The 26,325-nt window shown below is 61.2% G+C and carries 21 protein-coding genes; 10 read left to right on the plus strand and 11 right to left on the minus strand.

Features of this window, described 5'->3' with window-relative positions; all coding sequences use genetic code 11:
• Position 1 precedes the first annotated feature (1 nt).
• Together CJEIK_RS00315 and CJEIK_RS00320 are read right to left on the minus strand one after the other, a co-directional pair.
• Positions 2-1,066: a hypothetical protein gene (locus CJEIK_RS00315; RefSeq protein ID WP_005292680.1), complete on the minus strand. Its 1,065-nt coding sequence runs from the start codon at positions 1,064-1,066 to the stop codon at positions 2-4.
• A 208-nt stretch (positions 1,067-1,274) separates the two neighbouring features.
• Positions 1,275-2,300 carry a hypothetical protein gene (locus tag CJEIK_RS00320; protein ID WP_005292682.1) on the minus strand — a complete coding sequence of 342 codons (1,026 nt, stop codon included), beginning with the start codon at positions 2,298-2,300 and terminating at the stop codon, positions 1,275-1,277.
• A gap of 145 nt (positions 2,301-2,445) precedes the next feature.
• On the opposite strand from CJEIK_RS00320, the gene CJEIK_RS00325 reads away from it, so the two are divergent.
• Positions 2,446-3,252: an SDR family oxidoreductase gene (locus CJEIK_RS00325; protein ID WP_005292684.1), complete on the plus strand. Its 807-nt coding sequence runs from the start codon at positions 2,446-2,448 to the stop codon at positions 3,250-3,252.
• Positions 3,253-3,313: 61 nt separating this feature from the next.
• Here CJEIK_RS00325 and CJEIK_RS00330 read toward each other — a convergent pair whose 3' ends face one another.
• The 3 genes from CJEIK_RS00330 to CJEIK_RS00340 form a co-directional block, all read right to left on the minus strand.
• Entirely contained in the window at positions 3,314-3,631 is a 318-nt protein-coding gene (locus tag CJEIK_RS00330; protein WP_005292686.1) for a YbjQ family protein, read from the minus strand.
• Between the two features lie 108 nt (positions 3,632-3,739).
• Positions 3,740-6,643 (minus strand): DUF3427 domain-containing protein, encoded by a 2,904-nt coding sequence (locus CJEIK_RS00335; RefSeq protein ID WP_005292688.1) that lies wholly within the window; start codon positions 6,641-6,643, stop codon positions 3,740-3,742.
• Between the two features lie 25 nt (positions 6,644-6,668).
• On the minus strand, positions 6,669-7,061 hold the full coding sequence (locus CJEIK_RS00340; RefSeq protein WP_034964145.1) for a (deoxy)nucleoside triphosphate pyrophosphohydrolase: 393 nt from the start codon (positions 7,059-7,061) through the stop codon (positions 6,669-6,671).
• A 103-nt stretch (positions 7,062-7,164) separates the two neighbouring features.
• On the opposite strand from CJEIK_RS00340, the gene CJEIK_RS00345 reads away from it, so the two are divergent.
• Positions 7,165-7,980, plus strand: a complete 816-nt coding sequence (locus tag CJEIK_RS00345) for an NAD-dependent deacylase (RefSeq protein ID WP_077536220.1) — start codon at positions 7,165-7,167, stop codon at positions 7,978-7,980.
• 43 nt (positions 7,981-8,023) lie between these two features.
• Here the strand turns inward: CJEIK_RS00345 and CJEIK_RS00350 are convergent, their stop codons facing one another.
• Entirely contained in the window at positions 8,024-10,420 is a 2,397-nt protein-coding gene (locus CJEIK_RS00350; RefSeq protein WP_011272822.1) for an acyltransferase family protein, read from the minus strand.
• 99 nt (positions 10,421-10,519) lie between these two features.
• A complete protein-coding gene (locus CJEIK_RS00355) occupies positions 10,520-11,077 on the minus strand; it encodes a gamma carbonic anhydrase family protein (protein ID WP_005292693.1) in 558 nt (185 codons plus the stop codon).
• 89 nt (positions 11,078-11,166) lie between these two features.
• On the opposite strand from CJEIK_RS00355, the gene CJEIK_RS00360 reads away from it, so the two are divergent.
• On the plus strand, positions 11,167-11,712 hold the full coding sequence (locus tag CJEIK_RS00360) for a flavodoxin family protein (protein ID WP_005292695.1): 546 nt from the start codon (positions 11,167-11,169) through the stop codon (positions 11,710-11,712).
• A gap of 22 nt (positions 11,713-11,734) precedes the next feature.
• On the opposite strand, the gene CJEIK_RS00365 is transcribed toward CJEIK_RS00360, so the two are convergent.
• Positions 11,735-12,088 carry a hypothetical protein gene (locus tag CJEIK_RS00365; RefSeq protein WP_005292697.1) on the minus strand — a complete coding sequence of 118 codons (354 nt, stop codon included), beginning with the start codon at positions 12,086-12,088 and terminating at the stop codon, positions 11,735-11,737.
• A gap of 134 nt (positions 12,089-12,222) precedes the next feature.
• On the opposite strand from CJEIK_RS00365, the gene CJEIK_RS00370 reads away from it, so the two are divergent.
• A complete protein-coding gene (locus CJEIK_RS00370; protein ID WP_005292700.1) occupies positions 12,223-13,194 on the plus strand; it encodes an NAD(P)H-dependent flavin oxidoreductase in 972 nt (323 codons plus the stop codon).
• 125 nt (positions 13,195-13,319) lie between these two features.
• Positions 13,320-13,703 (plus strand): DUF488 domain-containing protein, encoded by a 384-nt coding sequence (locus CJEIK_RS00375; RefSeq protein ID WP_005292702.1) that lies wholly within the window; start codon positions 13,320-13,322, stop codon positions 13,701-13,703.
• Positions 13,704-13,728: 25 nt separating this feature from the next.
• Here the strand turns inward: CJEIK_RS00375 and CJEIK_RS00380 are convergent, their stop codons facing one another.
• A complete protein-coding gene (locus tag CJEIK_RS00380; protein ID WP_011272825.1) occupies positions 13,729-14,799 on the minus strand; it encodes a CE1 family esterase in 1,071 nt (356 codons plus the stop codon).
• A 111-nt stretch (positions 14,800-14,910) separates the two neighbouring features.
• On the opposite strand from CJEIK_RS00380, the gene CJEIK_RS00385 reads away from it, so the two are divergent.
• Positions 14,911-15,228 carry a GlsB/YeaQ/YmgE family stress response membrane protein gene (locus CJEIK_RS00385; protein WP_005292706.1) on the plus strand — a complete coding sequence of 106 codons (318 nt, stop codon included), beginning with the start codon at positions 14,911-14,913 and terminating at the stop codon, positions 15,226-15,228.
• A 44-nt stretch (positions 15,229-15,272) separates the two neighbouring features.
• Here CJEIK_RS00385 and CJEIK_RS00390 read toward each other — a convergent pair whose 3' ends face one another.
• A complete protein-coding gene (locus tag CJEIK_RS00390; protein ID WP_005292707.1) occupies positions 15,273-15,578 on the minus strand; it encodes a hypothetical protein in 306 nt (101 codons plus the stop codon).
• A gap of 484 nt (positions 15,579-16,062) precedes the next feature.
• Here CJEIK_RS00390 and CJEIK_RS00395 point away from each other — a divergent pair, with 484 nt between their 5' ends.
• Complete coding sequence (locus CJEIK_RS00395) at positions 16,063-16,743, plus strand: DNA-3-methyladenine glycosylase I (RefSeq protein ID WP_005292709.1); 681 nt, start codon at positions 16,063-16,065, stop codon at positions 16,741-16,743.
• A gap of 46 nt (positions 16,744-16,789) precedes the next feature.
• Here CJEIK_RS00395 and CJEIK_RS00400 read toward each other — a convergent pair whose 3' ends face one another.
• Entirely contained in the window at positions 16,790-19,132 is a 2,343-nt protein-coding gene (locus tag CJEIK_RS00400) for an NADPH-dependent 2,4-dienoyl-CoA reductase (RefSeq protein WP_115597304.1), read from the minus strand.
• Positions 19,133-19,485: 353 nt separating this feature from the next.
• Here CJEIK_RS00400 and gltB point away from each other — a divergent pair, with 353 nt between their 5' ends.
• Genes gltB through CJEIK_RS00415 form a run of 3 tightly spaced genes read left to right on the plus strand, consistent with a single transcriptional unit; the run spans position 19,486 to position 26,324 of the window.
• On the plus strand, positions 19,486-24,093 hold the full coding sequence (gene gltB, locus CJEIK_RS00405) for a glutamate synthase large subunit (RefSeq protein WP_005292713.1): 4,608 nt from the start codon (positions 19,486-19,488) through the stop codon (positions 24,091-24,093).
• Positions 24,094-25,632 (plus strand): glutamate synthase subunit beta, encoded by a 1,539-nt coding sequence (locus tag CJEIK_RS00410; RefSeq protein WP_005292716.1) that lies wholly within the window; start codon positions 24,094-24,096, stop codon positions 25,630-25,632. It abuts the gene before it with no gap.
• Positions 25,629-26,324 (plus strand): LysE family translocator, encoded by a 696-nt coding sequence (locus CJEIK_RS00415; protein WP_005292721.1) that lies wholly within the window; start codon positions 25,629-25,631, stop codon positions 26,322-26,324. Before CJEIK_RS00410 ends, CJEIK_RS00415 begins: the two co-directional genes overlap by 4 nt.
• Position 26,325 lies beyond the last annotated feature (1 nt).

Genomic DNA, 26,325 nt, shown 5'->3' on the forward strand with positions numbered 1-26,325 from the left:
GTTAGGCGTCCTCGCTCACGCCGGAGTAACCAAGCTCGTCGAATACCTGCTTGACCTCGCCGGGCTTCGGGGCGATGAGCTTGGACTCTAGAACGATATTCTTGTCCTTGTTGAAGATGAACACGATCGTGTTGCCCCGTTCCTTCACATAACCGGCATACTCGTTCGACTTATCGTTGACGATCGTTGCGCCGCCATCCTTGAATTCCTTCTCCTTGACCTCGACGTACTCCTTGTCGCTGATGAAGTCCACGTTCCAGTAGGCCCAGCCCGAACCCCGCACGCCCTTACAGTTCGCGCCGGTCATCTTTCGGGACTTCTTGGAGGAGTCGTAGTAGTTCAGGGTGAAGGTTCCGTCTTGGCACTTATTAACGAGGTCGTTGACCTTCTCCGGCATTGCATCCTTGTACGTCGCGGGGAGGGAATCATCCGGGCCGCCGACGTCGCCCCTCTTTGCTGCGGAGGAGCTGGGTGCACTCGAAGTCTCGGAGGAGGTGGACTCTTCGGAGCTCTCTTCGGTGGATTCCTCGCTGCTTTCCGACGTGGTTTCTTCGGTGGATTCATCGGCGCCCTCGGACTTGGAGGTCGAGGTCTCGTCGGAGCCGGATCCTTCGTCATCCTTTGCCAATAGGAAGTAACCGCCTACTGCGAGGGCAATGACGACAGCAAGGGCAACGATGATGCCGATAACCTTTCCGGTGCCCCCGCCGTTTCCGCCGGAGTTGAAGTTTTGACCGTAAGAGCTGGCGGCACCGCCAGCGAAGGGGTTCTGGCCCGGCTGGCCGGGCTGTCCGGACTGACCGTAGCCGCCCTGGTTAAAAGGGTTCTGCCCAGGCTGACCATTGGCACCGGGCTGGCCGTACCCGCCTTGCGGACCGGGCTGGCCATATCCCCCGGGCTGCGGCTGCTGTGCGCCATACTGCTGGCCGCCCTGCGGCTGGTTCTGGTTTGCGCCCCACTGGGTGGTCTCGTCACCTGGGTTGGATGAACCGTTGTTGAAGGGGTTGTTCTCCCCGTTATTGCCGCCCTGGTTGGGCTGGTTATCAAAGGGATTGTTGTTCGTCATGAGGGGTAGTTCCTTAAAACTCTAGAAACGTCGATTTCGGCTTTTCGGGCTCGGGGAGCAAATGGCGCCCTCGCTGTATGAGGGGCGCCTTCCCGCGGCGCTCAGTAGGTCGAATGGCGCGACCCCCGCGGGATGTTCCGTTTCGCTATTCTCCTACCGATTTAGGGGGGGATAACGGGGGGAGAGATAAATCTCCTTTGCGATGATACTAAGGCTTCTTGTAGCCCAGCTGGGTGAGGGCCTCTTGCAGGGTGGACTCGTCTTCGAAGTACATCTTGGTCTCCATGGCGATGCCCTTGGACTTATTCATTACGAAGACGAACGGCTTGGAGCCATCAATGAGGTAGCCTGCGAAGTTGTTCGGGTCATCAGACCAAATCTCAGCGCCCTTCTTCTTTACGTAGTCCATCTCTTCGGGGATGAACTTCGCATCACTAACGAAGTCCACCTTCTTGAACTCCCAGGCGGAGTCCCATACGCCGGTGCACTGCATGCCCTTCACCTTGCGGTTGTTATCGCGGGCTAGCTCGTAGGTGCCGTTCTTGCAGTCGTACACCAGGTCCTGGATCTTCTTGGGCATCGCGTCGGCGTAGGTCTTGTCCATCGAATTATCCGGGCCGCCAATATCGCCAGCCTTCGCGGGCTCCTTGGAAGAAGACGAAGTCTCCGAGGTTGAGGATTCCGAGCTGGATTCGGAGGAGCTTTCGCTGCTCTCATCTGACGAGCCGGTCTCTTCGGAGCTAGACGAAGAGCTGGAGGCATCCGTGCTTTTTTCGTCATCCTTGCCCAGAAGGAAGTAACCACCAACTATCAGGCCGATTACGACAACCGCGGCGACGATGATGCCGATGATCTTGCCACCGTTGCCGCCGCCGTTACCTCCGGCACCGCCTGGCTGGCCATAAGCGCCATAGGGCTGCGCATTAAATGGGTTTTGCCCCGGCTGGCCCTGGTTCTGCCCACTCGGGAACTGCTGATTGCCGTATCCCTGTTGACCGAAGCCTTGCTGGCCATAGCCCTGCTGACTCGGCTGGCCCTGCTGGCCGTACGCCTGATGACCGTAGCCCTGCTGGCCTGGCTGCCCCTGTTGGCCTTGGTTCTGGCCGCCCGGGAACTGCTGATTTCCGTAGCCCTGTTGACCAAAGGGATTCTGGGGCTGATTCGGATTCTGGCCTGGGTTGTTCTGGGAACCGTCTCCGGATCCGGGGTAACCGCCTCCGTAGTTATTAGTCATAAGAATTCCTTAAGGGTATGCCATAACCTTTGCTAACGGAAAAGGTTAATGCATAGCTTTCTCTATTGCAGTGTTCTGCAGGGATTGCCTCCAGCCAAAACTAAACAGCCCCCGCGGCCTGTGCTTGGTCGCTACATTGGAATTCATGAGTTCTACTAATGCAGAGTTCACGAATGCACAGGCCACGAATGCACAGGCTACGTCCACCCCACCCACCAACTCCCGCGTCGCCGTCGTCACCGGCGCGAGTGCGGGCATCGGCGAGGCTACCGCGAAGCTGTTGGCCGCCGATGGTTGGCACGTGGTGCTGGCCGCGCGCCGTGCAGAAAAGTTAGAGCAGGTAGCGCAAGCGATCGCTCAGGAGGGCGGTAAGGCTACGCCTCTTGTGCTCGATGTGACGGATAGGGCGTCAATAGATAACTTCACCGCAGCGCTAGCCGAGCTGACGGGCTCCAAGATAGACCTACTGGTCAACAACGCAGGTGGCGCGCGGGGGCTCGATCCTGTGCTGGAAGCCGATCCGGAGGATTGGCGCTGGATGTTCGAGGCGAACGTGATGGGCACCCTGGAAGTCACGCGCGCACTATTCGATCAGCTGCAGGTGGCGGACGCGCCGCAGGTTATCAATGTGGTTTCCGTCGCCGGTCGCGGCGCCTACCGCGGGGGTGCGGGTTACAACGCGGCGAAGTTCGGGCAGACCGCGCTTACCGACGTGATGCGCATGGAATTCGCCGAGGCGGGCGTGCGCGTATGCCAGGTCGATCCGGGCCGGGTGGCCACTGACTTCAGCCTGAACCGCTTCAAGGGCGATGCCGAGCGCGCCGAGGAGGTTTACGCGGATAAGCTAAACCTGCAGGCAGAGGACATCGGCGAGGCTATCCGCTGGGTCGCGGATCGCCCCCGCCACATGGACGTGGAGTCCATCATGATCCGCCCGCTCGACCAGGTCTAAGATTTGGCGCTCGGGATGCTCGGCGGGTCAGTCTCGCCGGGCTAACCCCGGCAACCAGGAGCTACTGGAAGGTGACGGCGGTGCCGGTCGCGCTGACCATCACCATGCCGCCCTGCCCCAGGGACTCGTAGTCCACGTCCACGCCGACGATGCCGTGCGCGCCCATCTCCAGCGCGCGATCCACCATCTCCTTCAGCGCGGTCTCGCGGGCCTGCAGGATCTCGCCCTCGTATGCGGAGGAGCGGCCACCGGTGATGTTGCGGAAGCCCGCGCCGATGTCCTTGAACATGTTGATACCGGCAACCGTCTCGCCCGAGACGATGCGCAGGTACTGGCCGATGGTGTGGCCCTCGACGTTGTTGGTGGTAGTGACGATCATGGCGTTGCTGGCCTTTCTGCGAGTTTTTCTTATTGACGCCCACGTCGGCAGTGGGCGCGCTTATGCAACTGACTATAGAGGACTGCGTGGGCTGCGCGCCTGAAAACTTCAGTTGGTGGAGGGGTGGCGAGTGAAGTACTCGTAAAGACCCGGGGAAACGGGTTGCATCAGGTCTAGGCGCATATTCACGATCGGCATTGGCTTCTTAGCTGTTGGAATGGTGGTTTCTACCGCATCACGGGAATGAGCTTGGCCTAGGTAGTGAAAGTCGTTTCCTTCGGCATCGTCCTTTTTAACGAAGACTTCTAGAGCATATTCGCCGGAGACAATACGCTGCTCAATTTTGCTGTTTAGGCGTCGGTTGGACTTTGAGAACCAGCTGATTACTGATGGGCTATCGAACTTATCCTCGTACTTAGTGGAATCCGAAACATCGTCAGCCTTGTGATAGGTGATGAAAATCGGGCACGTCTTCGTATCTTCGTTAGCGGCGTATCCATACATGGTGGAATACTGGTTGTTTTCCCAGTTCAGCATGCGGCAGACATCTTTGCGGGAATATTGTTTACCGGGGAGCATGCGTCCCTGAAATGCGTAGGACTCGCGATTGGTGCACAGACCGGTCTCGATGGAATCGCGTACGTGATGGGCAAAAAGAGACGAAGAGTCGTAATTATTCCGCAGCTTCTTGCTGATTGTGAAGATGTCTTTCTCAAAAGTAGCGAGAGGGAGATTGCCATATTTGGCTTTCTCATTCTGCGTGAAGAAGCTTAAGTCCAAAATCCTGGAGACAGACTTCAGCGTAAGAGTGTCCAAACCCTGTTCTGCTTGTCGCGGACTGTAACGCTTCAATAGCGCGCGGAGATCCTCCACAGAAACTCGATCCTGTTCAAGCAGCTGTCTTAGGAGTAGGAGTTCGTGCGGCCTTAGGCCATTGAGCAGCTCATTGTCGAGAAATGTAAGGAAAGCGCTTTGCTCCGTGGATGGGACTTGGGTTTCCTTCTTCGCACGGATGAGGAAGTCCCAGTAGTTGGCAGATTTCGCCGTAGCGATGATCGTGGGTTGAACGGTGTCCTGAATGGCAAAGTCTATACGCCAGGGCTGGCGCCCCAGCCGAAACTCCAAGTCGGAGAATGACTGCTTCAGCTGGTGGAGAGTATCCAGGCTGGTCTGAGCCAGACTTTCGAGAACCCGCTGTTCGGAAATCTTGTCGAAACTAATGCTGCTGATTCCGGCGATAGAGCCTGATTCGTCGGCATCACGCAAGCGTTTGCGGATAACGTCCTTATTCAAGGAGCTATCTCCAAATAGGGCAATCGGAACTAGGAAATTGTTCTTGTAATTGCCGATGAAATCGATCACTCGGAGGTGATCCTTGCCGTCCGCTTTGCGCAGTCCGCGGCCGAGTTGTTGAGTAAAAATAATGGAGGACTCGGTATTCCGCAGCATCACCACTTGGTTAACAGCTGGAATGTCGATGCCCTCGTTGAAGATGTCGACGGTCAGCACATAGTCCAACTCGCCATCCTCGAGTTCCTTGATTACGGCGTTGCGGGTCTGTGGGGAATCCTTGCCGGTTAGTGCCTTGGTGCGAAGACGATGGCCGAAAACTGATTCTTCATTGAGCAAGGTGGAAAGCTCCGTCGCTTCCTTTCGCGACGAGCAAAACATGAGGCCCGTGACCTTATCCGCTCGACCGTAGATGGTGAGCATTTCACGTAGATGCTTGACTCGCTCGGTGGAGAGCAGTTTCGATAGCGAGCTCGTTTCTTCAATAGTTTTTCCCTGTTCATCGATGTAATCCGTTACACCGTAGTAGCTGAACGGTGCAAGCATCTTTGATTCCAGGGCTTTCTGAAGACGGATCTCGTAGGCGACGTTGTAGTCAAAGAGTTCAAAGACGTTAAAGCCGTCGGTACGTTCCGGCGTCGCCGTAAGGCCCAAGAGAAAAGCGGGTTGGAAGTGTTCCAAAGTGCGTAAGTAAGTTTCGGCGCCGGCGCGGTGGACTTCGTCGACGATGATGAAGTCAAACGCAGCAGGATCGAAATCTTGCAGGTTTTCTTCGCGCGACAATGATTGGATGCTGGCGAAAACGTACCTGCGGTCTTGCTGGCGTGTTGAACCGACGAGCTTTCCGAAGTCTTCCGCGGGAGCTTCCAGCACTTTTTGGAACTCCAGAATTGCTTTGTCGAGAATCTGCTCGCGGTGAACGATAAACAGCATTCTTTCGGGCTTCGCCTCGCGGACGCTCAATGCAGCGAGAATCGTCTTTCCCGTACCGGTCGCAGAGATCACTACAGCGCGCCGGGCATTTGATTCCCGGATTTGCTTAATCTTCTCGAGGGCTTCCGACTGCATAGCGTTAGGCCGAATGCGGCCGACGGGAATAACTTCGCCACTCTCGCCCAAGAGCTTGTTGCGCTGAGGAACCGGCTTCCATGACTCTTCGTAGCTTTCGATCCACTCGGCAGTCAGTGGTTTGGAACGTTCCTCTAGGCGCGCGACTGCGTCACGAACCTGTAGGGCAATGTCACCATCCGGCATGGCCGAGAAGCGCACATTCCATTCCGTGTTGCTGATCAGGGCATTCCGGGTGAGATTCGAGCTACCAATGATCGCTGTGGTGCCGTCGGCATGCTCGAAAACATAGCCTTTACTGTGGAAGGCATCGACTGAATCCTTAAGGACTCTGACCTCCACATTTCCCAGTTGAAGAAGCTCTTTGAAGACAGCAGGCTCATTGAACTGAAGATAGGTTGAGGTGATGATTCGGCCACGGCCCTCGAAGTTGAGCAGGTCCTGTTTCAAGAGGGCTAATGCGGAGGAGGTGATGAAGGCGATTGAAAAGTCGAAACTTTGCGCGCTCTTCAGCTCGTGCTTGATCGCGCGGAGCATGTCGTTGTTTTCGGTATTCGCAATCAGCGTTGGGTTAAAAACCTGATTGGATTGAATTTTCCGATCCAGATAACCGAAGGCTGTATCTAGGCCCACCTTCGAATCGAAAACCGACATGCTAGTCCCTTTAAATCGCGGCTATCTAGCTGAGTTTCTGAACGATCTTTTGGACGGCTGGGATGTCAGCCGGGGCCCACTCGAGATCGAGGAGATCGCTAACGCTAACCCACCGAATTTCCGCATGTTCCGTGATTTGGGGATCCTCGCCGTTAAGGGTGCAGAAGAACGTGCTGAGGATTACGGTGCCGAAGCCGTAGTTGTGCTCGGTCGTTTCGACATGGTCGCCCACGATCGCGTCGCACAGGAGCTCTTCTTTAAGCTCGCGTCGCAGAGCTTCGACAGGGGCTTCGCCTGGCTCAATCTTGCCACCGGGAAATTCCCACATCAGTGGAAGAGACATGGATTCGCTGCGCTGGGCTGCCAGAACTTTGCCATCGCGGACAAGAACAGCACCGACTACGTTGATCCTTTTCACTCATCTACCTCCAGCGCGTCGAAACTTTTTCGTAGCCTACCAGGCAATCTTCTTTTACGCCGGCTAGGCTTTTGAGCTTAACTATTCCAGCTAGGGTGGGGGCATGGTCAACGTGATCGCCAGCCCGCAGTCCACCTCCGACGATCTCCAGCCGCTGAAGTTGGAGGATCTGCCGGAGGATCTTGTCGCCGCAGTGCGCCGCGCCAAGTATGTGGAAGTGTTCACCGGGGCGGGCATGTCCGCCGATTCCGGTTTGGATACCTTTCGCGACGCGCAGACCGGCATCTGGTCGCATGTAGATCCCCAGGCGATGGCCACTTTGGATTCTTGGGCGAAGGATCCCGAGTCCATGCTTGCCTGGTATCTGTGGCGGGCGGTGCTATGCCGCCGCGCAGAGGCAAACGCGGGGCACCGGGCGATAGGTGAGTGGGCGGCACGAGGGGGCGTCACCGTACACGTAACAACCCAAAACATCGACGACCTGCACGAGCGTGGCGGCAGTAAGAACGTGGCGCACCTGCATGGCAGCCTGTTTCGCTATCGCTGCAGCATTTGTAGCAAGCCCGCGCGCATGCCCGAGCTGCCCGAGAAACAGGTGGAGCGCGCCACACCACCGACGTGCTCACTGTGCGGGAATCCGGTGCGGCCGGGAGTGGTGTGGTTCGGCGAGCCGCTGCCGCACCGGGAGTGGGAGGCAGCCGAGGAGGCAATGCGGGCGGCGGATCTGGTGGTGATCATTGGCACGTCGGGAGTGGTGTGGCCCGCCGCAGGCCTGCCCGCGATCGCGGCCCGGCGCGGTACGCCCATCGTGGAGATCTCACCTGCGCGCACCGACCTGACGGATATGTGCACGTGGTCGCTGCGCACGACCGCAGCGAACGGGGCGCCGCTGCTGGTGGAGGCGGCGGAGGGCGCCTAGAGCGGCGCTGAGTCAGCCCCGCTAGAGACCTACTACAGCCCCGCTAGTTCTGCGGATTCGGAGGAGCCGGCTGGCTATTCTTCGGCATCAGGCCGGCGTTCATCGGCGGGATCTTGTGGTTCGGGTCGAACATCTGCGCCTCGATCTCCGGAGCCAGCGTCTCCGCGAAGATGTTGTTGAAGTGGTGCGCATCGCGGTAGACCGCCATGTTGCCGATGATGGACGGGCACCAATCCTCGCGGCAAATTGCGGCCGTCAGGTCCATGAGCGTCACGTCCATACCCTTGTACGCCTCGATGGAAGGATCCACAGGAAGCAGAGAATCCCAAACACTCTGGCCACACTCGGCGTTGATGGCCAGCACCTCATCGAAGTTCGGGCGGCCGGGGTTGGCCAGGCCGGGGAAGTCCTCGTCTTCTGCAACCTCGCCCTGCTTGCCTTCCATCATTTCGGCTACGCAGGCGCGCATGTCGCGGGGTGCGCCCTCGGGGGTGGTCTGCCACGGGTTATCACGCATCAGCCAGCTGTGGATGCCCTGGTCCGTGAAGCTCTGCACCAGGTCCTTGTACTCCTGCGGCACCTGCTCCGGGCCAGCGCCGCCGATCGAAGACGGGCGCGTACCCGTCATGAAGATGCCCTCTGTTGGTGGGTTCTCCTTGATGTAGTCCACGACCTTCTCCGACCAGCTAATACAGGTGGGGTACTCGTCGCCATTGACGCGCGTGATCTTGGCGTTTACCGGGCAGCCCATCTTCAGCAGCGGGATCATCTTCACGTGCCGGTTGCGGCCCACGATGTCCAGCGCCGGAATGTAGTGCTCGGAGTGCGAGCCGCCGATCACATAAATCGTCTTGTCGGAGTTGATGTCGCCATATGCGCATTCCTCGTCGGAACGGTTGAAGTTCTTCGTCAGAATCAACGCATCGCTATCGAAGCCAATCTGGCAACCATCCGGTTGCGTCTGCGGCAGCAGTGCGTGGAAGTCCTCCAGCGGTGGCACGATCGGCATATTCTCTGGCACGGGGGCGTTCACCAGGAAGCTTGCCGCGCCGGGGTAGATCGACCTATCTGCGGCCAGGTCCCACAGCTGTTCGCTGTTCACATCCTCGCGGTGTTGCAAATATTGTGGTGACGCCACCACGGCTCCAGCGAGCACCAGAATCAGCACGGCATAGACGGCCTTCGGCCAAGCGGACAGGGACTTTGCCCAGTACTTCGGGCTGAGCAGTACCCAGTTACGCTCGGGCTTCTTCCCCTGGCGCAGGGGGCGTTCGATCAGCTTGTTAGAGAGCCAGGCCAGCACTACGCTGCCCGCGATCACGCCCGCGCCGAGGGCGGGGCTGACCTTCGGGACGTTGAAGTAGTAGACGCAGAGCACCAGAATCGGCCAGTGCCAGACGTATAGGGCGTAGCTGATGCGGCCCAGGAACTGGAAGGGGCGCGTCAACAGTAGGCGAGTTACGCCGACTGGTTCGCCGGAGTGGCCGGAAAGAACCACCAGCAGTGCACCTACCAGCGGGATGAGCGTCCACGGTCCGGGGAACTGGTCCGCGCCGTCCAGGAAGAGGCCGGTGCTGATGATCATGCCGAGGCCGAGGATGCCCATCACGGTGCGGGTCCATCGACCCAACGGACGCAGCACGGGGTTGCCGTTCGCGTCGCGGCGCAGCAGCAGCATGCCCAACAGGCCACCCAGGCCGATCTCCCAGAAACGACTCAGCGTGGAGTAGTAATTAACGGTCTGGTCTTCAAAGTGGAAGTACGTGGCGTAGGCGAAAGAGAGCACCGTCGCGGCGGTCAGCACAACCAGCAGGGCCTGACGCGCGTACTTCCGGAAGACCAGGGCAAGTACGGTAACGACCAGCAGAGACCCTGCGTAGATCTGCAGCTGCGCAGACATGGACCACAGGTGCTGGAATGGGCTGACAGTTGTACGTACAGAGGTGTACTCGCGGCCGGAGTACGCGAGCTGCCAGTTGATGTAGTAGCCCAGGGAAGCTACTGCGTCCTTTGCCATCTGGACATGCACCAGGCGGTTCATTAGAAGTAGCGAAGCCGCCAATACGCTAGCGACCACCACTGCGAGTAGTGGGAATAGTCGCCGGATGATGCGAATCAGCGACTGAATGAAGGTGAGCCCCTTCGGGTTCTGCGCGTTGCGCAGCTGGCTGCCGAAGAAGAAGATGCCGCCGAGTAGCAAGAACACGTCCACGCCGGAACTAACCTTGCCGACGAAAACGTGGAAGATCACGACCAGGCCGATGGCTAGGCCGCGGAGCCCTTCGATGTCATAGCGCATCAGGCTAGGCGATGCGCCGGACTTACCGGAGGAACCCTTGTTTGTAGTGCTTGGCCCCGCCGGTTGCTTAACTTTTGTGGCGTCCGACTGCTCTGCCTTTTTGGCTGCGCTGTCGTCCGCCGAAGAATTTCCCTGTGCCATAACTCGGATAAGTCTATTGACCAGCGGGAAAAATATCGAAACGACTCACCCGAGAAGGTCTAAAGCTGCGACGGCGGTCACTCTAGGGGCCGGGAGAGGCTACTCGAAGTACACGTCCTCCAAAGACAGCGCCTCTGCAGCACTGGCCTGGTTGCGGGCGGTATCTACATAGCGCGCCGCGTGGGCAATGAAGCCCTGCCGCTCTTCCTCCGTCAGCTCCCGACGCACCTTCGCGGGCAGGCCTGCGGCCAAGAACCCCGCCGGAATCTGTTGCCCTTCCAGCACTACTGCGCCCGCGGCGACGAGGCTGCCGCCTCCGATAGTGGAACCCGATAGCAGTGCGGATTGCATGCCAATCAGGGTGCCCGCCCCCACGTGCGAAGAGTGGATCAATGCCTGGTGACCGATTGTCACGTCGTCCTCCAGCACGCATTCCTGCCCGCGTTCCACGTGCATCACGGAGTTATCCTGCACGTTCGTCCGCTTGCCGATACGGATCGCGCCTACGTCGCCACGGAGTACGCACCCGTAAAACACGGAGGAATCCGCCCCGATTTCCACATCCCCGATGATCGTCACGCCAGGGGAGATCATCGCGCTGCGGTGGATCCTCGGCACTTTGCCCTGATATGGAAGGATAATCGGTGCTGCATTCATGTTCCCCAGACTAACTATTTTTGGACGCCCACGCTTTGCTTTGCCGCGAATGCCCAACCCATCCCTGCAGGATCGGTAGCGTTGAATCCATGAGCGAGAACGCTACCAGCGAAAAATCAATAAAGATCCTCGTCGTCCACCACAGCCCGACCGAGAAGGCGCAGAAACTTGCCGACACGGTACTCGCGGCAGCACGCGCCGCCGCGGAGGAGGTGAATGCGGAGCTGGGCGAAGCCGCAGGCGGGGAGCCAGGCGAGGGCGCAGGCCTGCCCGCCGTTCAGGTGCTGGAACGCCAGGCCCTGGACCCGGACGTGGAGGAGCTCCGCGGGGCAGATGCCGTCATCTTGGGAACCACCGCTAACTTCGGCTACATCTCCGGAGCCTTGAAGCACTACTTCGACACGGTCTACGTACCCGTCCTCGAAGAAAAGAAAGCCACCCCGACCAGCTGGTGGATCCGGGGTGGTTACGATACGACAGGCGCGGAAAAGGCCATGCGTTCCATCCTTACGGGGCTGGAATGGGAAACGGTGGCCGAACCTGTCGAGTTCACGGGAGATATCGAGCCCCACCTGGCGGAGCTAGAGGCGATGGCTCAGGCTGTGGTGGGCCAGGCTGTGGCGTCAATATTCTAAAGAGCTCCAAGAACAGAGCTCGTTACCGCAGGTCGGACAGGACGCACGCAGCGCCAGCCGTGGCGGTGGTGACGGTCAGAACGGCAGGCCAGGCGCCGATCCTCTTGGCCAGTGGGTGGGATAGACCAAACGCGGCGATGTATCCGGCGGTCAGGCCTGCGGCAACTCCCGCGCCAGCCTTGGCGTTCCAAGAACGGGCGGCGTAGCCACCTGCGGCAGCTAGAATCACGCCGCCGAGCGGGCGAATACCGGTCTCGCGGGCGGTCAGCCAGCCGCCGACTAGGCCAGTGATGACGACGGATGCGGTGTTGACATCCTTGGCGGGCTTCAGGGAAGTGGTGGGCTTGAGTTTGTTGAGCTGATTCTTCTTCGACATACCGTCAACTCTACGCCGGTGAAGGGGAGTAGTTTCGCAATTGAATTAGAGGTAGGACTAGTGTGGCAACCAGACCTAACCTTTCTGCGGACTCGAGACCTTTAGACCCAAGACCATTAGGAGGCATGTGTTCCATGGTTGAACGCATCGATACCCGGTTAACCAGACTGTGGGGAATCGATAAGCCCATCATCGGCGCGCCGATGGCGGGACGTTCCGACGGCAACCTAGCGGCCGCCGTCAGCCGCGCTGGTGGATTGGGAATGTTTGGCGCAGGCGCTGGGACCAAACCCGAATGGATCCTGGAGAACGCACGTATTGCCGCAGAGGCCGGCCCCTATGGAATCGGCCTTATGGTGTGGGCGCTGGAAGATAACCCGGCTCAGTTCGAAGCCGTGCTGGAGGCTAAGCCGACGGTGGTGAGCTTGGGCTTCGGTGACCCTAAGCCGTACGTGGACCGCGCCCACCAGGCTGGAATCTCCGTCGTCGCCCCAATCAACACCATGGCGCAGTTGCGCCAGGCGCTGGCTGCAGGCGTGGACGCTGTATGCGTACAAGGAACGGACGCAGGTGGGCATACCGGGCGCATCGGTACCCTGCCTTTGCTGCAAATCGTTATGGAATACATGCAGGTCAACGCGCCCGGCGTACCGATCGCTGCGGCAGGCGGCATCGCCACCGGTAGGGGCGTGGCCTCTGTATTGGTAGCAGGCGCCGACGCAGCGTGGGTTGGCACCGCACTGCTGGCCTCCCCGGAAGCCCTCGGGGCACCGGAACTGCGACAGGCCGCAATCAAGGCCACGGCCAGCCGCACTGTCCTGACCGATATTTACGACCGCGCGGAAAAGCAGAAGTGGGATACCGAACAGTGGCCCACCCGCACCGTTCGCAATGCATTCGTGGATGTGTACCGCCCGCTGTCCGAAGCGGGGGAGGTTACCGACGAGGAACTGATCGCAGCTCGCGCTGAGGGTGGGGACTTTGCAGACGAGTTGAAGCTGCACGCGGGGCAGGGCGTGGAGTTGCTGCGGGCAGAGGTGCCCGCAGGCGAGGTCGTGCAAGGTATGTACGACGAAGCTCTGCGCTGCCTCGGGCGTTTCGCCTGAGCCCTAGTTCCGGAGCACTCCCTCAAAGGGCTAAAGAGATTCTGGGACTCGCACTTGAGGACTAGCTTGGGGTCTAGCTTAAGGCCCCGTTTAAGGGGCGAGCTCAAGCGCTAAGGAGAGAATCAATGGACATCGACCGGGTGTACAACTGGCGCGATCGAAAGCGCCAGGGCCTGTACTTAGTGGACAGGTTGTGGCCGAGGGGCGTCAAGAAAGAAAGCCTGGGTTTGGCCGGTTGGCTGAAAGAACTAACGCCGAGCAGCGATCTACGCCGAGAATTCCACAATGGCTTGGACTTTTCTGCCTTCCGCGAGCAGTACGTAGCAGAGCTGGAGGAACGAAAAGCTGCAGGGGAATTGGACGATGCGCTGACTGAATTGCGCGACTACCGGGAATGGGCGGCCGAAGAAGACGCTCCGGAGCTTTTGTTGCTTTATGCCGCGAAAGAAAAAGAGCACAACCATGCGGTTGTGCTCCGAGATTGGCTAGCGGCCCAGCTGGAGGGCTAAGGCGCCGGCTGGTTAGCTAATCCAACTAGAGGCGCTGGCGCGACAGGAAGTTCCAGACCTCCTGGGAGGCATCCGGAACGCGGTTCCAGGTGTGGTTCTGCGGATTCAGGATCAGCTGTAGCTCCTTGCGGGCGCAGGGGAATACGTGGCGCTCGCCGCCAGGAATGCGGGTGACTCGCGGCGCGTTAGCGCAGCCGTTACGCTTCGCGTAGCTGCCCACCAGGTCACGAACGGCCAGGTAGTGGGCGCCGTTGTGACGGTAGCCGCCGTTGATCTTCATCATCGTGTCGCCACGACCGTGCATGATCAGGAACGGGATCGCGCGGTTCTTGCAGCCCATGTTTACTGGGTCGTAGTAGGCGCCGCCGACAGCAGCAGCTGCGGCGAAGACGTGCGGTAGGTGGCAAGCTACGACGGCGGTCATACCGCCACCGTTGGAGTGGCCGGTGGCGTAAATGCGACCACGGTCAATGTTGTAGGTGCGGTCGATCTCATCGATGATCTGCAGGATGAACTTCAGGTCCGTACCGCCCTTCACAACTGCGTAAGGGGCACCTTCCCAGCCGTGGTTGATGGACTCCGGGAAGATCTTGATGGCCTGCTGGCGAGCGCCAGTCTCGTACAGGCGGGAGTAACGGCGGAAGTTTTCCGGGGTATCACGCCAGCCGTCGAAGCCGAAGATCACCGGAGTGGGGCGTGCTGGGTTGTAGTGCGTTGGCATCTCCAGGATGTAGCGGCGGTTGTAGCCAGCGGAACGGGTGTACACGTTGGTCTGGTGGCCGTTGCCGACGCGCGGGGCGGGCTTGGCGGTGTTGACGCGCTGCGGGCCAGCCGGCTGACCCGCAGCCGGGGGCTGGAGCATGCGCTGCAGGTCAGCCGAACCGGCTGGCAGCGGTGGTAGCTCGGGCAGCTGCGGCATGGGAGGAAGCTGGGGCAGTGGCGGCAGCTGAGGGATGGAGCCCTGCGGGGCTGCATCTGCCTTAGGTGCGTTGTATGCGGCCACGCCTGCGGCGCCGAACGCAGTGGCCAGCACCAATGACAGAGTTACAGCAATGCGCTGAAAGGAAGACAAGAAGGAGCTAAGAGATCGATTCACGAATGTGACTATACATTTATGTGAAGAAGCTGCCAATTGGATTGGAACAAGCTGGTTAGTTGTATGGCGAGACTGTAGAAATCCCAGCTTGTGGTCGGTAGGGTGGGGAACATGATTACTGAAACTTTTGCAGCAAACACTTTCCTGCTCGCCGAAGGCTCTGCAGTGCCGCCGCTGGGCATGTTTGGTTGGATCATTATCGGTGGCCTGGCTGGCTGGATTGGCTCCAAGATCATGGGCACCGATGAGCAGATGGGTCTGTTTCTGAACATCGTCGTCGGCATTATCGGCGGCTTCCTGGGCGGCTGGGTGCTCGGCCTGCTGGGAGTCGGTAGTGGCGGCAAGTTCTGGAGCTTCCTGACCTGCCTGCTGGGAGCCTGCATCCTGCTCTTCATCGTTGGCTTGGTTACCGGAAACCGGAAGAAGTAGGTAACCGCCAGTAGCAGCTTGCTGTTACTGGCTGGATCTGGAGCTTAATCCACTAGCAACATAGAAAGCGTGCTTCCCCCCAGGCGCGTACTTTCGTTTTCAAGGCCAAGGTCCAGCCACATTACGAGCAGCAGGATAACCAAAGCGCAGATGATAAAAATCAGCGCGCCGATAAAGAAATAAGACCGTAAGGGTCCACTCTTAGGCTCTTCCTGCAGAGGCACCTCAACCGTCGGTTGGGGGCCTTTTTTCTGTGGGGCCACAGCCGGAGCGCCAGTCTCGTCCACGAAGCCGCCACGCTGGACGGATACGGCCCGGAATGTGCCCGTGTCTCCTTGCTTGTCTTCCATCGGTCTTCTCCGGTTCGTATTTCTCGGTGGTTCGTGCTGTTTTAGCTGCATATTTAGGAAAGCGACATCGGCAGAATTTGGGTGGCGAAATCCTGCATGACTTCTGCAGAGCTGTGTGAAGCCCTACAAAAACTTAAAGAATAAGAGGAATGGAGAGTCGAAACTGTTGGGTTACCTTCAGCTTAGTCACGTGGATCCCCCGCTTTAAGGCTGACCCTATTCCAGGGGTATAACGCCAGTTAAGCCCCTTTTGTTCCACCCTCAAGCAGGGTTATACACAGTCGGAATTGATTGTGGATAACCCCGCTGTATGGATGGGGGTGGTCGCTTCGGTGCCCGGTGTCCGTCCAACCTTTTAGTTACGCTGTTGAATGTCTACCAGCGCTCGCGGGCGCACTCCAAATTCCGCACTTCAGATCCCCGTACGCCAGACTTCATGTCACATGTTTGTCGCCTGTGTCTGGCAGTAGTTGAAAGGAACCCGATGGAAGGCCAGCTTCTCACCACCAGCACCGGGCAGCTCGTCGATGAATCGGGGGTCGCGCGCCCGCCGTGGGCCTACCGCAGCGAGATTGAGCTGGACTACTACGACAACGAGTGGGGCCGTCCGGTCATTACCGAGCATGGGTTGCTGGAGCGCATCGCCCTCGAAGGTTTCCAATCCGGGCTGTCGTGGGCCACCATTCTGCGCAAGCGGCGGGACTTTCGCTCTGTCTTCTTTCTTTTTGACGCCCAGCGCATCGCCGAAATGAGCGAGCCCCAAAGGCGTGCCGCTTTGCAGGACGAACGCTTGATCCGGAATGCCCGCAAGCACGAGTCACTTTACGAAAACGCCAAGGCGACGCTGGAGCTGCGCCGAGCGGAGGAATTTCAGAAACTACCGGGGGATTCGCCCGCGCGCGAGGTTCTGGGCGGGGCGGCCAACCGGTTAGCACCGGGGCTGCCGGTGCTCGTATGGTCGTTCACCCCGGCGGAGCACTCCCGACCGACATCGCTGGATGGGGTGCCTTCGTCCTCGCCGGAATCGAGGGCACTGGCGAAAGAACTGAAGCGCCGGGGGTTCCAGTTTGTCGGTCCCACTACCTGCTATGCGTTGATGCAAGCCATCGGCATGGTCGATGACCGAGTGGTGGAGCCGCCCGCGGAAGCTAACCCTCTTGGGTAGCCTAATCCGGGTAGCCCAGTCCGGGTAAGCCTGTGCTTTAGAGTCCCTAGAGTCGCGCGGCTAGCTCCACGGCCTGGCGGATGGCACGCTTGGCGTCCAGCTCCGCGGCGACGTCTGCGCCACCGATGATGTGGACGTTAGAGGTGCTGTCCTGCTCGGCATCGTTCTTCTCGGCACCCTCCGGGCGCACGGACTCCTGGCCCGTGCACAGCACGACCGTGTCTACGTTGATAATGCGCTCCTCGCGGTTCTCCTTGGTCTCGCGCTCGATCTGCTTCAGCAGCTCCTGCTTTTCGGCGCGATCCAGTGTGCGGCCCTCGAAAGTGCCGGACTTGATCTGCTTGATCTTCTTCAGCGTTACCTGCGGGTCCTCCACAGGGACGGTGATGTGCAGACCATCGGAATCGATCTTCTCGTAAGTCACTCCCACGATCTGCTCGGTACCGCCCATGGCCACCGCCGCGCGGTGAACCCAGCCGGTCGTCTTGCCCAGCGTGCGGCCCATGCGGGTCGGCTTGCGCTGCAGCATCACCACGCGGCGCTGCGGACGCTCCGGCTGCGGGGAGGAGAGGTTGCCGTGCACATCCGAGTCCTCGACCACACCCCATTGGCTGTTCCAGGAGGTCAGGGACTGTGGTGCGCCCTGGCGGTCCTCCAGTAGAAACTCCGCGACGTCATAGCCGATGCCGCCGGCGCCGATGACGGCTACGTACTCGCCCGGCGCCTTCTTTCCGGAGATCAGTTCGGCGTAGGTGGCGACGGTCACGCCGTCGATCTTGCCTTCCAGCCCCTCAGTCACGCCCGGGAACTCTGGGATGCGGGGGCGCACGCCCGTGGCCACAACAACTTCCTCGAAGCCCTCGGCCTTAAGTTCCTCCGGGGTAACGGCCTTACCGGTGGAGATGTTCACCTTCAGGGCCTCTAGGCGGTTGACCACGGCGTATAGGGCTTGCACGAACTCCTCCTTGCCAGGCACGCGCATCGCCAGGTTGAACTGGCCGCCCAGGGTGTCAGCCGCCTCGAAGATGGTGACATCGTGGCCGCGCAGTGCTAGTGCCTCGGCGGCGAAGAGTCCGGCTACGCCACCGCCGATTACGCCGACCTTCTTGGTGCCTTGGGCAGGCAGCAATTCCAGCTCAGTCTCGTAGGCGGCGCGCGGGTTAACCAGGCAAGTCGCGCGCTTGTTCTCGAAGGTGTGGTCCAGACAGGCCTGGTTACAGGCGATGCAGTGGTTGATCTCGGTATTCAAGCCACGTGCCGCGCGGTTGACGAACTCCGGGTCGGCCAGCAGTGGGCGAGCCATGGAGACCAAATCCGCCTGCGGGGTCCCGGCGGGTTCGCCGTTGCCGCCGTCCCAGCTGCCGTCGAGGATGGCCTCGGCAACCTCCGGGGTGTTGATGCGGTTGGAGGCCACCACGGGGATGTTCACGTGCTCGCGCACCTTCTGGGTTGCCCAGGCGAAGGCGCCGCGGGGCACGGAGGTCACGATGGTCGGGATCTGCGCCTCGTGCCAGCCCACACCGGAGCTCAGCAGGTCAGCGCCGGCCTCCTCGATCTTCTTAGCCAGCTGCAGGATCTCCTCCTGGCTCTGGCCGCCCTCGACCAGCTCCAGCACGGAGATGCGGTAGTCGATCACGAAGTCCTCCGGTACCTTTGCGCGGATGGCCTTAATGATCTCCACGGGGAAGCGCTGGCGATTTTCCACGGAGCCTCCCCATTTGTCGGTGCGCTGGTTCGTGCGCTCCGCGAGGAACTGGTTAATCAGGTAGCCCTCGGAGCCCATCACCTGCACGCCGTCGTAGCCTGCGTCAGCGGCGAGGGCGGCGGAGGCGGCGTAGGCGTCAACAAGCTTTTCAACGTTCTCGGTCGCGATCTCGCGGGCGGGGAAGGGGCTAATCGGCGACTGCGAGGCGGAGGCGGACTCCGCCATCGGGTGGTAGCCATAGCGGCCGGCGTGTAGCAGCTGCAGCAGGATCTTCGCGCCACCGGCGTGCACTGCGTCGGTGATCTCGCGGTGAGCCTCGGCGATCTCCGGGGTGTTAAACGGAGTGCCGTAGGGGGTCAGGTTGCCTTCCAGGACCGGCGGGTAGCCGCCAGTGACCATCGCGGCCACGCCACCTTCGGCGCGGGCGGCATAAAAAGCCGCGAGCTTCGGCACGTCCTCGATGGAATCCTCCAGGCCGGTGTGCATAGAGCCCATGATCACGCGGTTGCGGAAGGTGGTCTTGCCGACCTGGATGGGGGAGAGGAGGGTCTTGTAGGCGGTGGCGGGATCTTCCACCGGGGTGGCGGTGAGAGTGGCTGCGCCCGGTGCCGTAGTCAGCGGCAGCAGGGTGCGCACGGAAGCGTCAGCGGAGGTAGAGGAGTTGTTGGAAGGCTGGTTCGTCATGGGCGCAATTATCCCTAACTGCGCAAAAACTTGTGGAGCTTTCGAAGAAACCAAGATCATTCAGGCTGCTGCGCGTTAAAGTATGTATCAAAATGTGAGTAATGCATGACGATTATTGCAGTTCAGCGTGACTTCGGTCACACACTAAGGAGAGTCTAGAAAGAGTAAGGCAAACCTAATTTTGTCTGCTCGCGCCGACAGGTGCACTCTAGATAACCCAAGACGAAATGGTGTGACCGGAACTACAGCTGTTTTCTGGCGGAGACTCAAGTCACCACCAGACCTGCAGTCCGATTGCAACTTTATTCGCATATGCAAATGCAGTACTTGTGACGAAAGTTAGGCCGTAAATCATGAAAAACTACCCTGCACGCCAGGGTCTTTACGACCCCCAGTTTGAGCATGATGCGTGTGGTGTCGCCTTTGTGGCTGACATGCACGGCCGCGCGACACGCGACATTGTGGACAAGGGTATTCAGGCCCTGGTGAACCTGGATCACCGCGGCGCAGCTGGAGCGGAAAAGAACACTGGCGACGGCGCCGGCATCCTCATCCAGGTCCCAGACCGCTTCTACCGGGAGGAGATGGCCGAGCAGGGCATCACCCTGCCGCCGGCCGGTCAGTACGCCACCGGTATCGCCTTCCTGCCGAACTCTCGCATGGCCGCACTCGATGCGGTGCGAGCCGTCGAGGCCATCGTGGAGGAAGAGGGCCTGAACCTCATCGGTTGGCGCGACGTGCCCGTTGACGACTCGACTCTGGGCGCTATCGCTCGTGACGCCGAGCCGCTGTTCCACCAGCTCTTTATCTCTGGTGTTGACGCCAACGGCTCCCCCCTCGAAGGCCTAGAGCTCGACCGTCGCGCCTTCTTCGTCCGCAAGCGTGCTGAGCGTGAACTCGGGACCAAGGGTGCTGGCGAGGGCTCCGGTGGAGACACCGTGTACTTCCCCTCCCTGTCTGCCCGCACGATCGTCTATAAGGGCATGCTGACCACCCCGCAGCTGCGGGAGTTCTACCTGGACTTGCAGGACGAGCGCATGGAGTCCGCGTTGGCCATTGTGCACTCGCGCTTCTCCACCAATACTTTCCCGTCCTGGCCTCTGGCGCACCCCTACCGCCTGGTTGCGCACAACGGTGAGATCAACACCGTCCGCGGTAACGAGAACTGGATGCGCGCCCGCGAATCCCAGCTGCGCTCCGAGGTGCTGGGCGACCTGGACCGCGTGCTGCCGATCTGTGATCCGGAGGGTTCGGATACCGGCCGCTTCGACGAGGCCCTGGAGCTGCTGCACCTGGCCGGCCGTAGCCTGCCGCACGCCGTGCTGATGATGGTTCCGCAGGCGTGGGAGCGCAACCCGCACATCGACCCGCAGGTCCGCGCGTTCTACGAGTACCACTCCAGCTTTATGGAGGCTTGGGACGGCCCGGCGGCTATCACCTTCACCGACGGCACCCTCATCGGTGCCACCCTGGACCGCAACGGCCTGCGCCCGGGTCGCATCTGGATCACCAAGGACGGCCTCGTAGTCATGGCTTCCGAGGCCGGCGTGCTGGACATCCCGGACAGCGAGATCGTCAAGCGTACCCGCGTGGAGCCGGGCAAGATGTTCCTGGTCGACATCTCTCGCGGCTGCGTGGTGGAGGACGAGGAGATCAAGCAGGCTCTGGCTGCCCAGCCCTACGAGCAGTGGGTAGAGGAGAACCTGGTCCGCGAATCCGACCTGCCGACTGCCGAGCCGATCGCCATGAACCACGAGCGCATCGTCCTGCGCCAGCGGGTCTTCGGCTACACCGAGGAAGACCTCGAGACTCTGCTGCGCCCCATGGCCGACAAGGGTGCCGAAGGAATCGGCTCGATGGGTACGGATACCCCGATCGCCGCCCTGTCCAACCGCCCGCGTCTGTTGTACGACTTCTTCGCCCAGCGCTTCGCACAGGTGACCAACCCGCCGCTGGATAGCTACCGCGAGAAGATGGTCACCAGCATGTTTACTCAGCTGGGTGCTCAGGCGGATGTGCTTAACCCTGGTCCGGACGCCGCCCACCGCATCCACTTGGACAGCCCGATTCTGGGTAACCAAACGCTGGCCAACCTGGCGAGTGCGGCGGAGAATGCCGAGGCTGCCGAATCTGGTGTGGATCTGAGCGCCTTCAAGGCCGTGCGCATTCCAGGCCTGTACTCCGTCGCCCACGGCGGCAAAGGCCTGCGCGAGGCCATCAACCGCATCCGTCGCCAGGTCACTGAAGCAATTGAGGATGGCGCTACCATTCTCATCCTCTCTGACCGCGAGTCCGACGAGCGCTACGCTCCGATCCCGTCGCTGCTGCTGACCAGCGCTGTGCACCACCACATGGTGCAGGAGAAGACGCGCACCCGCGCATCGCTGGTGATCGAGTCCGGCGGAGCCCGCGAGGTGCACCACCTGGCCATGCTGATCAACTTCGGCGCGGATGCCATCAACCCGTACATGGCCCTCGAGACCGTCAATGAGATGGCCAACGACGGACGAGTGGGCGTCACCGCAGAAGAGGCTGAGGAAAACTACATCAAGGCCGCGACCGCCGGCATCCAAAAGGTCATGTCCAAGATGGGCATTGCGACGGTGGCGAGCTACCGTGGCTCCCAGCTGGCCGACGTGGTGGGTCTGCACCAGAGCCTGCTCGACGAGTACTTCGTCGGTGCCTTCAGCCCGATCTCCGGCATCGGCCTGGACGAGATCGCCGAAGATGTTGCAAAGCGCCACCGCGCCGCATTCCTGCCCCGCCCTGAGGAGCAGGCGCACCGTGAGCTCGAGATCGGCGGCGAGTACAAGTGGCGCCGCGAGGGCGAATACCACCTGTTCAACCCCGAGACTGTTTTCAAGCTGCAGCACGCGACCCGTACCGGCCAGTACCGCATCTTCAAGGAGTACACCGAGAAGGTCGACAAGCAGTCCGAGCGTCTGGCTACGCTGCGTGGCCTGTTCAAGTTCAAGTCCAACCGCCCGTCGATCCCGATCGAGGAAGTCGAGCCGGTCAGCGAGATCGTGAAGCGCTTCGCCACTGGTGCGATGTCCTACGGCTCGATTTCCGCCGAGGCGCACGAGACTCTGGCGATCGCCATGAACCGCCTGAAGGGCATGTCCAACTCCGGTGAGGGTGGCGAGGATCCGGCTCGTTTCGAGCCGGAGCCGAATGGCGACTGGAAGCGTTCCGCCATCAAGCAGGTGGCCTCCGGCCGCTTCGGCGTGACCAGCCACTACCTGAACAACTGCACGGACATCCAGATCAAGATGGCTCAGGGCGCTAAGCCGGGCGAAGGCGGCCAGCTGCCGCCGCACAAGGTGTACCCCTGGATCGCTGAGGTGCGTGTGACCACCCCGGGCGTGGGCCTGATCTCCCCACCGCCGCACCACGACATCTACTCCATCGAGGACCTGGCGCAGCTGATCCACGACCTGAAGAACGCAAACCCGGATGCCCGCATCCACGTCAAGCTCGTCGCCGAGCAGGGCGTGGGCACGGTCGCCGCCGGTGTCTCCAAGGCACACGCGGACGTGGTGCTGATCTCCGGCCACGACGGCGGCACCGGCGCCTCCCCGCTGACCTCGCTGAAGCACGCGGGTGGCCCGTGGGAGCTCGGCCTGGCCGAGACCCAGCAGACTCTATTGATGAACGGTCTGCGCGACCGCATCACCGTGCAGTGTGACGGCCAGCTGAAGACCGGCCGCGACGTGATGGTTGCAGCCCTCTTGGGCGCCGAGGAGTTCGGCTTCGCCACCGCTCCGTTGGTGGTCTCCGGCTGCATCATGATGCGTGTCTGCCACCTGGATACCTGCCCGGTGGGCGTGGCTACCCAGAACCCGGAGCTGCGCAAGCGCTACACGGGCCAGGCAGAGCACGTGGTGAACTTCTTCAAGTTCATCGCCGAAGAGGTCCGCGAATACCTCGCAGAGCTGGGCTTCCGCACACTGGAAGAAGCCGTGGGCCACTCCGAGTGCCTGACCGGCGGCGAGATGGAAGTCGAGCACAAGACCGCAGGCAAGCTGGACCTGGCGCCTATCTTCGCCCAGCCGGACAGCCCCTTCATGCACCAGGATCTGCACTGCACCAAGGAGCAGGACCACTCGCTGGACAAGGCGCTGGACAACCAGATCCGTTTTGACGCGGAAGACACGATCCGCCGCGCCGCTGCGGGCGAGGACGTCTCGGTCGACCTCAGCTACCCGATCACCAACGTCAACCGCACCGTCGGCACCATGACGGGCTCGCTGATCTCCCGCGTGGCCGGCCGCGACGGCCTGCCGCAGGACACGGTGAACCTGCAGTTCACGGGCTCTGCCGGCAACTCCTTTGGTGCCTTTGCCACCCACGGCATGACGCTCACCCTTAATGGTGACGCCAACGACTACGTGGGCAAGGGCCTGTCTGGCGGCCGCATTATCATCCGCCCGACGGCAGAAGACGCAGCCGAGGACGTCACCAGCGATGTCATCGCCGGCAACGTGTTGGGCTTCGGTGGCGTACAGGGCGAAATGTTCATCCGCGGCACCGTGGGCGAACGCTTCTGCGTACGTAACTCGGGCCTGACCGCAGTGGTCGAAGGCGTGGGCAACCACGGCTGTGAGTACATGACGGGTGGTCGCGTTATCGTCCTGGGCAAGATCGGCAACAACTTCGCAGCCGGCATGTCCGGCGGCATTGCCTACCTAGTTGATGACGGTAGTGGCGTCACCGACCGAATCAACACCGAGCTCGTCGACATCGAAAAGATCACCGACGCCGAAGAACTGCGATGGGTTGAGGAGACGATCCAGACCCACCGCGACCTGACCGGATCTACCGTGGAAGTCAACGCTGCGGATCTGATCAAGGTCATGCCCCGCGACTACGCGCGCGTGCTCAAGACGATCGCACGAGCCGAAGCCGAAGGCTTGGACAACGACGGCATCGCCGCCGCAATCATGGAGGAAGTGAAGTAAATGGCTGATCCACGCGGATTTCTGAAGCACCGTCGCGAGTCGGCGGCACACCGACCCGTCCCGCTGCGCCTGCTGGATTGGAACGAGGTCTACGAAGACTTCTCCGACGACAAGGTGCAGACCCAGGCCAGCCGTTGCATGGACTGCGGCATCCCGTTCTGCCACGATGGCTGCCCGCTGGGCAACATCATCCCCGAGTGGAACGACCTGGTGCGCAAGGGCAACTGGCGCGAGGCCTACGACCGCCTGCACGCCACCAACAACTTCCCGGAGTTCACCGGCCGCCTGTGCCCCGCACCCTGCGAAGGCGCATGCGTGCTGGGCATCGGCGACGACCCGGTGAACATCAAGACCGTCGAGTACACCATCGTCGAGCACGCCTGGAAGGAAGGCTGGGTCAAGCCGATCAAGCCGAGCTTCCAGACCGGCCAGCGCGTGGCCGTCGTCGGCTCCGGCCCGGCCGGCCTGGCAGCCGCACAACAGCTGACCCGCGCGGGCCACGACGTCACCGTCTTCGAGCGCGCAGACCGCATCGGTGGCCTGATGCGCTACGGCGTGCCCGAGTACAAGATGGAAAAGAAGTGGATCGACCGCCGTCTGGAGCAGATGGAGGCCGAGGGCACGAAGTTCGTCGTCAACACCTCGCCGACCGGTGAGCAGCTGAAGGAGTTCGACGGCGTGATCGTCGCCATCGGCTCCACCGTGGGCCGCGATCTGCCCGTCGTGGGCCGCGACCTGAAGGGTGTTTACCAGGCGATGGAGTACCTGCCGGAGGCCAACAAGGTCTGCGAGGGTGACCGCGAGGTATCCACCATCAACGCCAAGGGCAAGCGCGTGGTGATCATCGGCGGTGGCGATACCGGTACCGACTGCTTCGGCACCGCGCTGCGCCAGGGCGCCATCTCTGTGTCCCAGTTCGACATCACCCCGAAGCCGCCGAAGACCCGTGGTGCCTCCACCCCGTGGCCGACTTACCCGCGCATCTGGCGCGTGGCGTCCGCCCACGAGGAGGGCGAGTACCGCGTGACCGGCAACGAGTCCGCCGACGAGATCGCCGCCCTGGGCCTGGCCGAGCGCCAGCCGGGCGATGAGCTCGGCATCCGCCGTTACTCCATCAACACGGTGGAGATCACCGGCGACGGCGAGAAGGTCACTGGCCTGAAGGGCGCCGAGTGCCGCTTCGGCGAGAACGGCCTGGAGAACATCCCGGAGTCGGACTTCGAGATGGACGCCGACCTGGTGCTGCTGGCGATGGGCTTCGTCTCCGTGGAGGAGACTCCGGTGGTGCGGGACCTGGGCCTGAAGATTGGCGAGCGCGGCCGCCTGGAGCGCGACGACACCTTCCGCGCCCAGCCCACCAACGCTGAGTTCGCGGACATTCCGGTGTTCGTCGCTGGCGACGCGGGCCGTGGCCAGTCCCTGATCGTGTGGGGCATCTCGGAGGGTCGTTCCGCAGCAGCGGAGCTGGACCGCGAGCTGATGGGCGAGACCGCCCTGCCGCGCCCGATCAACCCGACTGACGTGGCGATGCAGGCTTGAGCCTAGCCGCTTACCTTGGGCTGCTCGGTGCCTGGGTGCTGGCCATTACGGTGCCAGGTCCGGACACCGTGCAGCTCATTCGTTTGGGTGCCCGTTCGCGCCGCTCGGCGGTGTTCGCCGCGCTGGGAATCTGCACGGGCAACGTGTTGTGGCCGGTGGTCACGATGCTCGGCCTGGCTGCGCTGATCGCGGCCTTCCCGTGGATCCTGACGGTGTTGTACCTGTTCGGTGGCTGTTTCTTGATCTATATGGGCCAAGGCGCGTTCCGCTCGGGATACGCGGATTGGCGCGCCCGTGCCGTCTTGCCCGCTGTTTCTCTTAGTGACGCCACCCGCGCCCCAACGGCTGCCGGTGGAGTACAGGCTACGGCGCGCGCACCGTTGGGAGACTTCGCTTCCTGGCGCCTGGGGCTTGCGACGAACCTTTCCAACCCCAAGGCGCTGCTGTTCTTCGGATCGGTGTTCGCACAGTTCATCCCGGTGGACGTTTCCTTGCTGGACCGGCTGCTGGTGCTCGTTTTGATGACCGTCGTGGGTGTGGCGTGGTTCTGCGGGTTCGCCCTGGCGGTGGCCGCGGGGGCGGAGAAGATCCAGCGCATCAATCCCTTCATCGAGATGGTGGCCGGGGTGCTATTCGTCGTGCTGGGCGCGTTCCTGGCCTTCGAGGGCGTGCAGATGCTGGTGGGTAGCTAAA

The sequence above is a fragment of the Corynebacterium jeikeium genome (assembly GCF_028609885.1).
Lineage (GTDB): Bacteria > Actinomycetota > Actinomycetes > Mycobacteriales > Mycobacteriaceae > Corynebacterium > Corynebacterium jeikeium.

What these genes read in the sequence shown, in the direction of transcription:
- CJEIK_RS00345 (WP_077536220.1), top strand. Translation starts at nt 7,165, where the DNA reads ATGGTCAACGTGATCGCCAGCCCGCAGTCCACCTCCGACGATCTCCAG.
- CJEIK_RS00395 (WP_005292709.1), top strand. Translation starts at nt 16,063, where the DNA reads ATGGAAGGCCAGCTTCTCACCACCAGCACCGGGCAGCTCGTCGATGAA.
- CJEIK_RS00370 (WP_005292700.1), top strand. Translation starts at nt 12,223, where the DNA reads ATGGTTGAACGCATCGATACCCGGTTAACCAGACTGTGGGGAATCGAT.
- CJEIK_RS00360 (WP_005292695.1), top strand. Translation starts at nt 11,167, where the DNA reads ATGAGCGAGAACGCTACCAGCGAAAAATCAATAAAGATCCTCGTCGTC.
- CJEIK_RS00330 (WP_005292686.1), bottom strand. Translation starts at nt 3,631, where the DNA reads ATGATCGTCACTACCACCAACAACGTCGAGGGCCACACCATCGGCCAG.
- CJEIK_RS00325 (WP_005292684.1), top strand. Translation starts at nt 2,446, where the DNA reads ATGAGTTCTACTAATGCAGAGTTCACGAATGCACAGGCCACGAATGCA.
- CJEIK_RS00410 (WP_005292716.1), top strand. Translation starts at nt 24,094, where the DNA reads ATGGCTGATCCACGCGGATTTCTGAAGCACCGTCGCGAGTCGGCGGCA.
- CJEIK_RS00335 (WP_005292688.1), bottom strand. Translation starts at nt 6,643, where the DNA reads ATGTCGGTTTTCGATTCGAAGGTGGGCCTAGATACAGCCTTCGGTTAT.
- CJEIK_RS00400 (WP_115597304.1), bottom strand. Translation starts at nt 19,132, where the DNA reads ATGACGAACCAGCCTTCCAACAACTCCTCTACCTCCGCTGACGCTTCC.
- CJEIK_RS00315 (WP_005292680.1), bottom strand. Translation starts at nt 1,066, where the DNA reads ATGACGAACAACAATCCCTTTGATAACCAGCCCAACCAGGGCGGCAAT.
- CJEIK_RS00320 (WP_005292682.1), bottom strand. Translation starts at nt 2,300, where the DNA reads ATGACTAATAACTACGGAGGCGGTTACCCCGGATCCGGAGACGGTTCC.
- gltB (WP_005292713.1), top strand. Translation starts at nt 19,486, where the DNA reads ATGAAAAACTACCCTGCACGCCAGGGTCTTTACGACCCCCAGTTTGAG.
- CJEIK_RS00365 (WP_005292697.1), bottom strand. Translation starts at nt 12,088, where the DNA reads ATGTCGAAGAAGAATCAGCTCAACAAACTCAAGCCCACCACTTCCCTG.
- CJEIK_RS00385 (WP_005292706.1), top strand. Translation starts at nt 14,911, where the DNA reads ATGATTACTGAAACTTTTGCAGCAAACACTTTCCTGCTCGCCGAAGGC.
- CJEIK_RS00390 (WP_005292707.1), bottom strand. Translation starts at nt 15,578, where the DNA reads ATGGAAGACAAGCAAGGAGACACGGGCACATTCCGGGCCGTATCCGTC.
- CJEIK_RS00375 (WP_005292702.1), top strand. Translation starts at nt 13,320, where the DNA reads ATGGACATCGACCGGGTGTACAACTGGCGCGATCGAAAGCGCCAGGGC.
- CJEIK_RS00355 (WP_005292693.1), bottom strand. Translation starts at nt 11,077, where the DNA reads ATGAATGCAGCACCGATTATCCTTCCATATCAGGGCAAAGTGCCGAGG.
- CJEIK_RS00350 (WP_011272822.1), bottom strand. Translation starts at nt 10,420, where the DNA reads ATGGCACAGGGAAATTCTTCGGCGGACGACAGCGCAGCCAAAAAGGCA.